10 protein-coding genes are annotated in these 13,348 nt (G+C 61.8%); 8 read left to right on the forward strand and 2 right to left on the reverse strand.

Annotated features, from left to right (window positions below; genetic code table 11):
* Nucleotides 1-48: 48 nt before the first annotated feature.
* The 4 genes from ampD to AOA61_RS02875 all read left to right on the forward strand — a co-directional run bounded on the left by ampD (nucleotide 49) and on the right by AOA61_RS02875 (nucleotide 4,185).
* Nucleotides 49-612 (forward strand): 1,6-anhydro-N-acetylmuramyl-L-alanine amidase AmpD, encoded by a 564-nt coding sequence (gene ampD / locus AOA61_RS02860; RefSeq protein ID WP_099601103.1) that lies wholly within the window; start codon nucleotides 49-51, stop codon nucleotides 610-612.
* Nucleotides 609-1,445, forward strand: a complete 837-nt coding sequence (gene ampE / locus AOA61_RS02865; protein WP_095183802.1) for a regulatory signaling modulator protein AmpE — start codon at nucleotides 609-611, stop codon at nucleotides 1,443-1,445. Before ampD ends, ampE begins: the two co-directional genes overlap by 4 nt.
* Before the next feature lie 151 nt (nucleotides 1,446-1,596).
* Complete coding sequence (locus AOA61_RS02870; protein ID WP_099601104.1) at nucleotides 1,597-3,627, forward strand: methyl-accepting chemotaxis protein; 2,031 nt, start codon at nucleotides 1,597-1,599, stop codon at nucleotides 3,625-3,627.
* Between the two features lie 126 nt (nucleotides 3,628-3,753).
* Nucleotides 3,754-4,185 carry a hypothetical protein gene (locus AOA61_RS02875; RefSeq protein WP_032886205.1) on the forward strand — a complete coding sequence of 144 codons (432 nt, stop codon included), beginning with the start codon at nucleotides 3,754-3,756 and terminating at the stop codon, nucleotides 4,183-4,185.
* On the opposite strand, the gene AOA61_RS02880 is transcribed toward AOA61_RS02875, so the two are convergent.
* Together AOA61_RS02880 and cra are read right to left on the reverse strand one after the other, a co-directional pair.
* Nucleotides 4,132-4,908, reverse strand: a complete 777-nt coding sequence (locus AOA61_RS02880; protein ID WP_099601105.1) for a TatD family hydrolase — start codon at nucleotides 4,906-4,908, stop codon at nucleotides 4,132-4,134. The genes AOA61_RS02875 and AOA61_RS02880 overlap by 54 nt on opposite strands.
* 2 nt (nucleotides 4,909-4,910) lie before the next feature.
* Nucleotides 4,911-5,906, reverse strand: coding sequence for a catabolite repressor/activator (cra, locus tag AOA61_RS02885; RefSeq protein WP_095183806.1), 996 nt, complete (start codon nucleotides 5,904-5,906; stop codon nucleotides 4,911-4,913).
* Between the two features lie 294 nt (nucleotides 5,907-6,200).
* On the opposite strand from cra, the gene ptsP reads away from it, so the two are divergent.
* From ptsP to AOA61_RS02905, 4 genes are read left to right on the forward strand one after another with little or no spacing between them, the layout of a single operon-like run.
* Nucleotides 6,201-9,059 carry a phosphoenolpyruvate--protein phosphotransferase gene (gene ptsP / locus AOA61_RS02890; protein ID WP_099601106.1) on the forward strand — a complete coding sequence of 953 codons (2,859 nt, stop codon included), beginning with the start codon at nucleotides 6,201-6,203 and terminating at the stop codon, nucleotides 9,057-9,059.
* Nucleotides 9,060-9,980 carry a 1-phosphofructokinase gene (gene pfkB, locus AOA61_RS02895; RefSeq protein ID WP_099601108.1) on the forward strand — a complete coding sequence of 307 codons (921 nt, stop codon included), beginning with the start codon at nucleotides 9,060-9,062 and terminating at the stop codon, nucleotides 9,978-9,980.
* 11 nt (nucleotides 9,981-9,991) lie between these two features.
* Nucleotides 9,992-11,707 (forward strand): PTS fructose-like transporter subunit IIB, encoded by a 1,716-nt coding sequence (locus AOA61_RS02900; protein ID WP_095183809.1) that lies wholly within the window; start codon nucleotides 9,992-9,994, stop codon nucleotides 11,705-11,707.
* A gap of 44 nt (nucleotides 11,708-11,751) precedes the next feature.
* Nucleotides 11,752-13,293 (forward strand): alkaline phosphatase, encoded by a 1,542-nt coding sequence (locus AOA61_RS02905; protein ID WP_099601109.1) that lies wholly within the window; start codon nucleotides 11,752-11,754, stop codon nucleotides 13,291-13,293.
* The last annotated feature ends 55 nt before the right edge of the window (nucleotides 13,294-13,348 follow it).

Consider the following 13,348-nt stretch of genomic DNA (forward strand, 5'->3'; position numbering starts at 1 on the left):
GTCGAACGCGGCATACTGGTCACACTTAGTCACGTTCAAGGATCCTGTATGCAGTTGGACCCCGCCAGCGGTTGGTGCCAGGGCATTCGCCATTGCCCTTCGCCCAACTTCAACGAGCGCCCCACAGGCGAAATCTCACTGTTGGTGGTGCATAACATCAGCCTGCCACCGGCGCAGTTCGCCACTGGCAAGGTGCAGGAGTTTTTCCAGAATCGCCTGGATGTCACGGAACATCCCTACTTTGAAGGGATTGCAGAGCTACGGGTGTCTGCGCATTTTCTGATTGAGCGCGACGGCGCGGTGACGCAGTTTGTGTCCTGCATCGACCGCGCCTGGCATGCCGGGGTTTCATGCTACGAAGGGCGTGAAACCTGTAATGACTTTTCCTTGGGTATAGAGCTGGAAGGCACGGATGACCTGCCCTTCACCGACGCCCAATATAGGTCGCTGATCGACCTTACCCTTCAGTTGCTGGCAGCCTATCCCGGTATTACGCCGCAGCGCATATGCGGTCACAGCGATATCGCCCCGGGGCGCAAGACCGATCCCGGCCCCGCTTTTGATTGGACGCGCTTTCGCAGCGCTCTGCAGGATGGAGGACACGCACGATGAGTTTTCTGGTATTGGTGCTGGCGGTGTGGATCGAGAAGTTCTCGGCCATGCGCCAGCGATTGCAGCGTGACGGCGGCTGGTTGCGTGAATTGGCCAAGTTGGAGTCGAGCCCGCGCCTGGGCAAGCAACCTTGGCTGATTCTGGTCCTGTTGGTGTTGCTGCCGGTGGCGTTGCTGGCGTTGTTGCTGCTGGTGCTGGAACCGGTGGCCTATGGCTTGTTGGCGCTGCCGGTGCACCTGCTGGTGGTGATCTACAGCTTGGGCCGTGGTGATCTGTTGGCCGGGCTCGGGCCGTTTCGCGACGCCTGGCGCCGGGGTGATCTGCAAGCTTCCGAGCACGTGGCCGAGCGCGACCTGAAGCTGGGTGCCGACAGCGGTGAGCAACTGCTGGAACGCGTTCAGGGCCATTTGTTGTGGCAGGCTTACCAGAGCTTTTTCGCAGTGATTTTCTGGTACTTCCTGTTGGGGCCGGTCGCCGCGCTGGCCTATCGGCTTTTGGCCCTGGCCAGTGAGCACAGCCAGAACCCACTGGTGGCTGAACGCGCCGGGCAATTGCGTCATGCGTTTGACTGGTTGCCGGTGCGCCTGCTGGCGGCCAGCTTTGCCTTGGTGGGCAATTTCGTCGCAGTCAGTCGTGTCATGCTTCACGAGCTGCTGAACTGGGACATCAGCGCCGCGCAACTGGTGGAAAAAGTCGGCCTGGTCGCTGCTGAAATCCCGCCGCCGGTGGTAGGTGCAGACGGCATCAATAGCCTGGATCGGCTTTGGGAGCTGCTGCTGCGCGCGGCAGTGCTGTGGTATGCCGGTTTCGCCATTTGGACTGTGCTGCCTTGACCCTCCGACAGGAGCGAGTCCTTCGCTCCTGTCGTTAACCTTAAGTTACAAAACTCCCTTTCAAATTGAGCTATATAGACAGAGCGCCAAATAGTGGCTTTCTGCCGCCGCCCTGCGCCTCAATAAAAATAAAAGAAAAGGGAGTTCACCTGTGAAGAGCTTGCTCTATCCCGCCATCGCGCTGATGAATCGCCTGAGCTTCGGCATGAAGTTCAGCCTGATCAGCGTGCTGTTCCTGCTGCCGATGCTCGCGACCAACTATTACCTGGTGCGTGATTCCTGGCGCGAATTCCAGGGCACCCGTGTCGAACTGCAAAGCCTTGATCTGCTCGGCAGCAGCCTGGCCCTGCGCCGAGATCTGGAGACCCTGAATAACCAGGTGCAGATCAACGCAACCCTCGGCCAGTCCGGCAAAGCCGGTGACCTTGAGGCCAAGATCGGCGCCTTGGAGCAGAGCGTGCTCACCCGTTTGCAAGGCCTCAACCCGATGGCCACCGAGCCCGAGCAAATCACTGTGTTTGAAGGCAAGCGCGACGAACTGATCGCCGCCTTCAAGGCCCAGCAACAGGAAACTTCGTTGCTGAGCAAAAGTGCGCTGATCGGCAAGTTGCTGAATAAAGCGCAGATGCTCAGCCAGATCATTGCCAGCCAATCCGGCTTGAGCCGTGACCCGCAGAGCGATTTACGCCAACTCAGCGAACTGATCACCAGTGTCACCCCCCAAGTCACTCAAACCCTGGGAGAGGGGCGGGCGATGGGCGCTTACTCTCTGGGACAGGGCTTCCTCAATTCCTCCTCAAGCACCCGTTTTGACGAACTGCTGCAACAGCTGGAAAAACTCCAGGCCGAATACGGCTTAAAATTGCAGGACGCCCTGGGCTCCAGCAAAGCCGCTCACGCTGCGCTTGATGGCTTGGCGAAGGCCAGCAACGCCAGCCTCAAGCAAGGCAGCGAGTTGTTTGAAGAGCAGGTGGTCATGGCTGAAACCCTCGAAGCTCCTTGGCAGGCTTTCTACGACAGCGTCAGCCAATTGATGGCCAAGACCTATCAGCTCGATGATGCCACCCTGAATTTTCTCGGGCAGCAACTGGATCAGCGCCTGGCGCAAAACCGTACACACATGGTGGTACTGGTCTCGGCACTGACAGCGGTATTTCTGCTGATCTTCTATCTGTACGCAGGCTTCTACGCCTCGACGCGCACCACCCTGCGACGCCTGGGGGCGATGATGGACAAGGTGGCGGCCGGCGACATGACCGTCACGTTTGTCGCCCAAAGCCGCGACGAGTTGGGCGATCTCGGCCAGGTGTTCAACGGCACCGTGACGAAAATCCATGACTTGATCGAACGCGTCGGTCACACCGTCAGCCAGGTCGAATTGCAGGCCGGACAAGTGGAAACGGTTTCGGCCCGCAGCAATCAAGCGGTCTCTGGCCAGCGCACGCAAATCGAACAAGTGGCGACGGCCATGAACCAGATGTCGGCCACCGCCCAGGAAGTGGCGCGCAGTGCGGCCGCGGCGGTCAGCAGTGCTCACAGCGTCAACGATGAAACCGTAAGTGGCCGTGGACTGGTGCAATCCCAGCAGAGCAGCATTGCACGGCTGGCCTCGGAGATAGATTTGTCAGTGGGGGTGATCAACCAACTGGCCACTGACAGCCAGTCGATCAGCAGCGTGTTGGAAGTCATTAAAAGCATCGCCGAGCAAACTAACCTGCTGGCGCTCAACGCGGCGATTGAGGCCGCGCGGGCTGGTGAGCAGGGACGCGGTTTTGCGGTGGTGGCCGATGAAGTGCGCACGCTGGCTCGGCGCACTCAGCATTCCACCGAAGAAATCGAACAGATGATCAGCCGCCTGCACAGCGGTGTCGGCGCGGCAGTGAAGGCCATGGGCACCAGCCATGAAATGGCCAGCGGTACCGTCGGCCAATCGGAAAAGGTCCAGCAGGCGCTGGAAAATATCCTCGGCGCCGTCGGCATGATCGTCGACCAGAACCAGCAAATCGCTGCCGCCGTGGAACAACAGACTGCCGTCGCCCACGATATCGACCAGAACATCGTCGAAATCAATCGGGCCGGCGAACATGCGGCCCAAGGCGCACATCAGACCGAGGCGGCAAGCCGGCAGCTCTCATTGCAGGTGATCGAGTTGAAGCAATTGATCGGGGCCTTTCGCGTGTAAGGGGGCGGAGTAGGATTGGTCTTCTGGTGATGTAGTTCTCGTCTGGATTTCCCTGGGTGCCTTTTTTGTTCGCGGGAATGAGTGAGAATTTATTTCACTCAATCCCGCTCAAGGGGAGGCACGACGATGACCACCGCCGCTGGCATCAAGGGGCACTGCGCCCATTGCGACATCACGTTTGAACTCAAGCCCTGGCAACTGAATGCCATCGCCATCGAAGAACCCTTCGACTGCCCCTACTGTCAGCATGTGTTGGAACTGAACTGCCCACGGCAATTGCGCCACTTCAAAGCGCTGGACCACTGGGCGCTGGTACGCCCGAGCATGGCGATATTGACCAGCGTGGTGCTGATCGTGGCACTGGTGACTGAATGGGTGGGGCTGATCAGCGTGATCGGCCAGCTCAACGTGTCACTGTTGGTGCTGTTGGTGCATTTCCTGGTGCTGCGCTACGCCCGCCATCGGCAGCGAATGACCCTTAACCTGCAAGCGGTGATCCCGGCCTTACCACTTGAACAGCTCCCACGCATTGCGTGTGCTCGCCTCGGCCAGCAATAGCGGGCTGGTGCCCATGCGTTCGGCCAGGGCGGTGCAGATCTCGGGCAGGTGCTCAGGGCTATTGCGCTGGCCTGGGTACATGGCCGGTGCCATGTCGGGGGCGTCGGTTTCCAGTACCACCGCGTCCAGCGGCAATTGCGCCAGCACCTTGTGCATGCGCAAAGCCTGGGGCCACGTGGCGGCACCGCCGAGGCCGAGCTTGAAGCCCAGCTTGATGTACTCGTGGGCTTCCTCCCGGCTTCCGGCGAACGCGTGGATGATGCCACCTCGTGGCAGGCGGATGCGCTTGAGGGTGGCGATCACGGCTGCGTGGCTGCGGCGTACGTGCAGCAGCGCCGGCAGTTGGAAGTCCACGGCCAGTTTGAGCTGGGCTTCGAACAGGCTCTGCTGGCGTTCGCGGTCCAGGTGTTCAAGGAAGTAATCCAGGCCAATTTCACCCACCGCACACAGTTGCCGGTGGCCGTGCAGGCGGCTCAGCCAGTCGCCCAATGCCGTGAGGTCGGCGGGACGGTGGTCGTCCAGGTACACCGGGTGCAAGCCGAAAGCCGCGAACAATCCTTCATCCGCCTGCACCAGATCCCACAGTCGCTGCCAATTTTGCTGATACACCCCCAACACCACCATGCGTTGCACCCCGAGTGTACGGCTGCGGGCGAGGACTTGCGGGCGATCGTTGTCGAAGTCCGGGAAGTCCAAGTGGGTATGGGTGTCGATCAGCTCCACGCTCAGGCCTCGTGGATCCGCTGTTTGAAGGTCCGGCCGATCGCATGCACGCCCGGTTGGTACTGCTCTTCTTCAATCGCGGCCAAGGCCAGGCGCAAGGCAGCGTCGGCAATCAGTTGATGTTGCTGGGCCATGGCGTTGACCGGCAGCGGCAGAAAATCCAGCAGCTGGGTGTCACCAAAGGTGCCCAAGCGCAGCGGGCGCGACTTGAGTGGGAAGTCATGCAGCGCGTCAAACACACCCTGCAAGAGCACGTAGGACGTGGTCACCAGTGCGTCAGGCAAATGCCCCAGTCGTTGCAGAAGTTGCTCCATCAACTGTCTGCCGCAATCACGGCTGAAGGATTCGCCGTGTTCGACGATCACCTCGCCTGTGAAGCCTTGCAGCGCTTCACGAAAACCATCGGCACGCTCCTGGCTGATGTTCAGCTCAGGCCGTGCGCCGATCAGCACGATCTGTTTGGGCAGTGGTTGCAGCAGGCTGCTGGTCAGTTGCTGGCACGCCTGGCGGTCGTCGCTGACCACTGAGCAGAACTGGTCTGGTTCCATCACCCGGTCGATAGCGATCACCGGTAAACCTTTGGCTTGCAGCTCGCGGTAGCTGTTATCGCTGGCGGGCAGGCAACTGGCCACGAACAACGCATCGCAACGCCGCGCGCGGAACAGTTGCAGCAGTTGGCGCTCGCTGTCCGCCTCATCGTCGGAACTGGCGATCAGCAACTGATAGCCGCGCGCGCGGGCGCCTTGTTCCAATAGCTTGGCGATTCGTGCGTAACTGGGGTTTTCCAAGTCGGGCAGAATAAAGCCCAAGGTGCGCGTGTGCCGACTGCGCAGCCCGGCGGCTTGGGGGTTGGGCGTAAAGCCATGGGCTTCGACCACGGCACGCACTCGCTCAACGGTGGCGTTGCTGATGCGTTGCTGTTCGGCCTTGCCATTGATGACGTAGCTGGCGGTGGTCACGGACACACCGGCTAGACGCGCGATATCACTGAGTTTCAAACCGGGATTTCCTTGTTTTTTGGAGCTTGCCCCGACATTTTTTCCAATCGTAACCGATTCCAGCCTACGACCCATGTTCCAGCTCAAGTGCCGAGTGGTCCTTCAAGGATGCACAATTAACGCGTAATCTGCCTTAAATTCTAGATTAAACGTTTCAGCCAGCGTATTTTTACGACGTTCGCTACTGAGTGCCTACTGCCAATTGACTACTCAGTCAGTTATTACCGAACGCCTCTACACTGTTTTATTCAAAACAATACCTAGTGCACCCATTGCACTAACTAGGAGAACGGCATGCTTGAGCTCACTGTAGAGCAGATATCCATGGGCCAAGTGGCTGCGGATAAATCTGCTGCCTTGCACCTGCTCGCTGACAAACTGGTGGCTGATGGCCTGGTCGCCGAGGGATACCTCAGCGGCTTGCAAGCCCGTGAAGCCCAAGGCTCGACCTTTCTCGGCCAGGGTATTGCCATCCCCCACGGCACTCCCGAAACCCGCGACCAAGTGTTTTCCACCGGCGTGCGCCTGTTGCAGTTCCCCGAAGGGGTGGACTGGGGCGACGGTCAGATTGTCTACATGGCCATCGGCATTGCCGCCAAGTCCGACGAACACCTACGCCTGCTGCAACTGCTCACCCGCGCCCTCGGTGAAACCGATCTGGGCCAGGCCTTGCGCCGTGCTGGCAGCGCTGAAGCGTTGCTGAAACTGCTGCAAGGCGCCCCGCAGGAGCTGGCGCTGGACGCGCAGATGATCAGCCTGGGCGTGTCGGCCGATGACTTCGAAGAGCTTGTCTGGAGAGGCGCACGCCTGTTGCGCCAGGCCGATTGTGTGAGCAATGGTTTCGCCGCTGTGTTGCAGCAGGTCGATGCGTTGCCCCTGGGCGATGGCTTGTGGTGGTTGCACAGCGAGCAGACGGTCAAGCGCCCTGGTCTGGCGTTCGTCACGCCCGACAAACCCATGCGCTATCTCGGTCAGCCGCTCAATGGCCTGTTCTGCCTGGCCAGCCTGGGCGAAGCCCATCAGGCGTTGCTTGAACGCCTGTGCGCGCTGTTGATCGAAGGCCGAGGCCAGGAATTGGGTCGCGCCACCAGCAGCCGTGCGGTACTCGAAGTGCTGGGCGGTGAACTGCCGCCGGACTGGCCGAGTGCCCGCATCACCCTGGCCAACGCCCATGGCCTGCACGCGCGGCCGGCGAAGATCCTCGCGCAATTGGCAAAAAGTTTTGAAGGCGACATCCGTGTGCGCATCGTCGATGGCCCCGTGGGCGCCGTGTCGGTGAAGAGCCTGAGCAAGTTGCTCAGCCTGGGCGCCCGTCGCGGCCAGGTGCTGGAGTTTGTCGCCGAGCCGACCATTGCTGGTGATGCGCTGCCCGCGCTGTTGGCGGCAGTAGAAGAGGGCCTGGGTGAAGAGGTCGAGCCATTGCCGACCGCGAGCGCCCAGCCTGCCATCGTTGAGGCCGAACCCACGCTCAGCGCACCGCTGGCCGGCAGCCAGGTCCAGGCCATCGCCGCTGCGCCCGGCATTGCCATCGGCCCTGCGCATGTGCAGATCCAGCAAGTGTTCGATTACCCGCTGCGCGGTGAGTCCTCGGCCATTGAGCGCCAGCGCCTGCAAGATGCACTCGCTGAGGTACGCCGCGATATCCATGGCCTGATCGAGCGCAGCCAATCCAAGGCGATTCGCGAGATTTTTATCACCCACCAGGAAATGCTCGACGACCCGGAACTCACCGACGAAGTCGACACCCGTCTCAAGCAAGGCGAAAGCGCCGAAGCCGCCTGGATGAGCGTGATCGAAGCCGCCGCCAAGCAGCAGGAGTCGTTGCAGGATGCTCTTCTCGCTGAACGCGCCGCCGACCTGCGTGACATTGGTCGTCGGGTGCTGGCCCAACTGTGCGGTGTCGAAACCGCCCAAGAGCCTACCGAGCCCTACATCCTGGTGATGGACGAAGTCGGCCCTTCAGACGTTGCCCGTCTGGACCCGGCTCGCGTTGCCGGCATCCTCACCGCCCGTGGTGGCGCTACGGCCCACAGCGCTATCGTCGCCCGTGCCCTTGGTATCCCCGCGCTGGTCGGCGCCGGTCCGGCCGTGTTGCTGCTGGCCTCCGGCACGCCGCTGTTGCTGGATGGCCAGCGCGGTCGCCTGCACGTGGACGCCGACGCCGCCACCCTGCAACGCGCTACCGTCGAGCGCGACACCCGCGAACAGCGCCTGCAAGCCGCCTCGGCCCAGCGTCACGAGCCAGCTGTCACCCGTGACGGCCACGCCGTGGAAGTGTTTGCCAATATCGGCGAGAGCGCAGGTGTTGCCAAAGCGGTCGAGCAGGGCGCCGAAGGCATTGGCCTGTTGCGTACCGAACTGATTTTCATGGCCCACCCGCAAGCCCCGGACGAAGCCACCCAGGAAGCCGAATACCGCCGCGTTCTCGACGGCCTCGACGGGCGCCCGCTGGTGGTGCGCACCCTTGATGTGGGCGGCGATAAACCGTTGCCTTACTGGCCGATTGCCGAGGAAGAAAACCCCTTCCTCGGTGTGCGTGGCATTCGCCTAACGCTGCAACGCCCGCAGATCATGGAGGCGCAATTGCGCGCGCTGTTGCGCTCGGCGGATAACCGTCCCCTTCGCATCATGTTTCCCATGGTCGGCAGCGTGGATGAATGGCGCGCAGCCCGGGACATGACCGAGCGCCTGCGCCTGGAAATCCCGGTGGCCGACCTGCAACTGGGCATCATGATCGAAGTGCCATCCGCTGCGTTGTTGGCGCCGGTGCTGGCCAAAGAGGTCGACTTCTTCAGCGTTGGCACCAACGACTTGACCCAGTACACCCTGGCCATCGACCGTGGCCACCCGACCTTGTCGGCCCAGGCCGATGGCCTGCACCCCGCGGTACTGCAACTGATCGATATCACCGTGCGTGCGGCCCATGCCCATGGCAAATGGGTCGGCGTATGCGGCGAGCTGGCGGCAGACCCGCTGGCGGTACCGGTGCTGGTCGGCTTGGGTGTGGATGAGTTGAGTGTGTCCGCCCGCAGCATTCCTGAAGTGAAGGCGCGGGTGCGTGAATTCAGTCTGAGCGAGGCCCAGGGCCTGGCGCAAAAAGCACTGGCGGTGGGTTCTCCTGCTGAAGTGCGTGCCCTTGTGGAGGCCGTGTAAATGGCAAGGATTCTAAGCCTGACGCTGAACCCGGCGTTGGACCTTACGGTGCGCCTGCCGCGCCTGGAACCCGGTGAAGTCAACCGCAGCGACACCGTGCTCACCCATGCCGCCGGCAAGGGTGTGAATGTGGCGCAAGTGTTGGCAGATCTGGGGCATCAGGTGACCGTGGGTGGCTTTCTGGGGGAGGACAATCCCCAAGCTTTTGAGGCCCTGATCGCACGCCGTGGTTTTGCCGACGCGTTTATCCGCGTCCCCGGCGAAACCCGCAGCAATATCAAGATTGCCGAGCAGGACGGCCGGGTCACCGACATCAACGCGCCAGGGCCGCTGGTCAGTGAGCAGGCGCAACAGGCGTTGCTCGATCAACTCACGCGAATTGCCCCCGGGCATGACGCGGTGGTGGTCGCCGGCAGCTTGCCTCGCGGCGTCACCCCGCAGTGGTTGCATGGGGTGTTGGTGCAGTTGAAACACCTCGGTTTGAAAGTCGCGCTGGACACCAGCGGCGAAGCGTTGCGCGCCGGTTTGCAGGCGGGCCCATGGTTGGTCAAACCCAATACTGAGGAACTCGCCGGCGCTCTGGATAACGCTGCGGATGCCATCAGCCAACTGCATCAACAAGGTGTGGAACATGTGGTGGTCTCCGACGGTGCCGCAGGCGTGAGCTGGTACAGCTCGGGCGCCACACTGCATGCGACGCCGCCCAAGGTCGCGGTGGCCAGCACCGTAGGCGCCGGCGACTCGCTGCTGGCCGGTATGCTCCACGGTCTGCTCAGCGGCGAAGCCCCCGAGCACACCCTGCGCCGCGCCACTGCGATTGCTGCGATGGCGGTGACGCAGATCGGTTTTGGCATCAGCGATGACGCGCAGTTGGCGCACCTCGAAAGCGGCGTCCTCGTACGCCCGCTGACAGAACAATAAGAGGGTTTGTGATGAAGTTAGCCATTGTTACTGCCTGCCCGAACGGCATGGTCACCAGTGTGCTGTGTGCCCGCTTGTTGGACGCTGCCGCGCAACGCCAGGGTTGGAGCACCAGCGTTGAAGTGGTGGATGTGCAGCACCCGGAACGCGCGCTGTCCCAGGCGACCATCGACGCTGCCGAGTGGGTGTTGCTGGTCAGCAGCACGCCGGTGGATATGCAGCGCTTTGTTGGCAAGCGCGTGTTCCAGAGCACGCCGGCCCAAGCGCTGGCCGATGTTGAAGCGGTATTGCGCCGGGGCGCTGAAGAAGCACTGGTGCATGTCGCCAGCCAAGCGCCAGCGGCGTCGAAGCAGGCACCGCGTATCGTCGCGGTTACCGCTTGCCCCACTGGCGTGGCCCATACCTTTATGGCCGCCGAAGCCTTGCAGCAGACGGCCAAGCGCCTGGGCTATGACTTGCAGGTCGAGACCCAAGGCTCGGTCGGCGCACGCACGCCGCTGAGCCCGGAGGCTATCGCCAACGCGGACGTGGTGTTGCTCGCGGCGGACATTGAAGTCGCCACCGAGCGCTTCGCCGGCAAGAAGATCTACCGCTGCGGCACCGGCATTGCGCTCAAGCAATCCGAAGCGACCCTTAACAAGGCCTTGGCCGAAGGCGCCGTGGAAAACGCGGGCAACGCTGCCGTGGCCAAGAAAGAAAAAACCGGCGTGTACAAACACCTGCTCACCGGGGTGTCGTTCATGTTGCCGATGGTGGTGGCGGGCGGCTTGCTGATCGCTTTGTCGTTTGCCTTTGGCATTCACGCGTTCGAGCAGGAAGGTACTTTGGCGGCCGCGTTGAAAACCGTCGGCAACAGCGCCTTTACGCTGATGGTGCCGCTGTTGGCGGGTTATATCGCGTACTCGATTGCCGACCGTCCGGGTATCGCACCGGGTATGATCGGCGGCCTGTTGGCCGGCACGTTGGGGGCGGGGTTTATCGGCGGCATCCTTGCCGGTTTCCTGGCGGGTTACTGCGTCAAGTTGATCACCCGTGCTGTGCAATTACCGCAAAGCATGGAGGCGCTCAAGCCGATCCTGATCATCCCGTTGCTGGCGAGCCTGATTACCGGCCTGGCGATGATCTATCTGGTGGGCCCGCCTGTGGCGCGCATGCTGACCAGTCTCACGGATTTCCTCAGCACCATGGGCACCACCAATGCGGTGCTGTTGGGCATCCTGCTGGGCGGCATGATGTGCGTGGATCTGGGCGGGCCGATCAACAAGGCAGCCTATGCGTTTTCGGTGGGTTTGCTGGCAGCGTCCAGTGGGGCGCCGATGGCCGCGACCATGGCGGCCGGCATGGTGCCGCCGATTGGCATGGGCATCGCAACGTTCCTGGCGCGTCGTAAATTTGCCCAGACCGAGCGCGAAGCCGGCAAGGCCGCGATGATCCTTGGCCTGTGCTTTATCTCTGAAGGCGCGATCCCGTTTGCGGCTAAAGACCCGCTGCGGGTGATCCCGGCCAGCATCGCCGGTGGCGCGTTGACTGGCGCTTTGTCGATGTATTTCGGCTGCAAACTCGCCGCGCCCCATGGTGGGCTGTTTGTGCTGGTGATCCCGGGTGCGATCAACCACGCGCTCTTTTACCTGTTGGCGATTGTCGCGGGTAGCCTGTTGACCGGTTTGGTCTATGCCGTGATCAAACGTCCTGAAACGGTGGAACTGGCTGTCGCACCGGTGTCATAAGCGCGTGCTTAAGTGGCCCTTTTGATACTCAAGAGGGCACCTGCATGAGCCATTTCGATCTGGGCCGGCGCCGTGTGATGCAAGTCGTCGGCGCCGGCCTTTTGCTGCCGGGTCTGGCGCCGGCGGTGATTGCTTCGGTGAAGGACCGGCCGCAACTCACCGACGGCGTACAGTCCGGCGACCTACTGGGCGACCGCGCCCTGATCTGGAGCCGCAGCGACCGCCCGGCGAGGATGGTGGTGGAGTGGGACACCCGCAGCGTGTTCAGCAACCCACGCCGATTCATCTCGCCTTTGGCCGACAACCGCAGCGACTTCACCGCCCGCGTCGAACTCACCGGGCTGCCCGCCGACCAGGCGATCTTCTACCGTGTGCACTTCGAAGACGCGCAAACCGGTATCGCCAGCGAGCCGTGGTTCGGCCACCTGCGCAGCGTGCCGCAACAGCGTCGCGACATCCGGTTTGTGTGGAGTGGCGACACCGTCGGCCAAGGCTTCGGCATCAACCCGGACATCGGCGGCATGCGCATCTACGAAGCCATGCGCCTGCGCCTGCCGGACTTCTTTATCCACAGCGGCGACACCATCTACGCCGACGGCCCGGTGCCGGCGCAACTGCCCACCGAAGGCGGACGCATCTGGCGCAATATCACCACCGAGGCCAAGAGCAAAGTTGCTGAAACCCTCGACGAATACCGCGGCAACTACCGCTACAACCTGCTGGATGAAAACGTACGCCGCTTCAATGCTGAAGTGCCGCAGATCTGGCAGTGGGACGACCACGAGGTTGTGAACAACTGGTCGCCCAGCAAGCAACTCGATGAGCGTTACCAGACCAAGGACATCAACACCCTGGTCGGTCGTGCGCGCCAGGCCTGGTTGGAATATGCGCCGATGCGTTTGCAGGGCGCCGATGGCGGCGGGCGGATTTATCGCAAGCTAAGCTACGGGCCGCTGCTGGATGTGTTTGTGCTGGATATGCGCAGCTATCGCGGCGGCAACGATGACAATCTGGGCGGTGAAAAACCCTTCCTCGGCCGCGAACAGCTGGACTGGCTCAAGCGCGAACTCAAGGCTTCAAAAGCGCAATGGAAAGTGATCGCCGCCGACATGCCCATTGGCCTGGGTGTGCCCGACGGTGAAGTCAGCCCCGGCGTGCCGCGCTGGGAGGCGATTGCCAATGGTGACCCCGGCCCGGCGCAAGGGCGCGAGCTGGAAATCGCCGAACTGTTGGCATTTCTGCGCGCGCAGAAGGTACGTAATCATGTGTGGCTGACGGCGGATGTGCACTACTGCGCGGCGCATCACTATCACCCGGATCGGGCGGCGTTTCAGGATTTTGAGCCGTTCTGGGAGTTTGTTGCCGGGCCTTTGAATGCTGGCAGCTTCGGCCCGAACCCCTTGGATAAAACCTTTGGCCCTGAGGTGGTGTTCGAGAAGGCCCCACCCGCGCAGAACACCTCGCCGTTTGCCGGGTTTCAGTTTTTTGGCGAAGTGCAGATTGATGGGCAGACAGCGGAGTTGACTGTGACTTTGCGCGACTTGGATGGGGTCTCGGTATTCCAGCAAAAACTGCAACCGGTCTGACTTGAAATGCACTCTAAATGAGGGAGGAGGCTTGCCCCCTCCCACATTGGATCAC

The sequence above is a fragment of the Pseudomonas sp. 2995-1 genome, from assembly GCF_002742505.1.
Taxonomy (GTDB): Bacteria; Pseudomonadota; Gammaproteobacteria; order Pseudomonadales; family Pseudomonadaceae; genus Aquipseudomonas; species Aquipseudomonas sivasensis.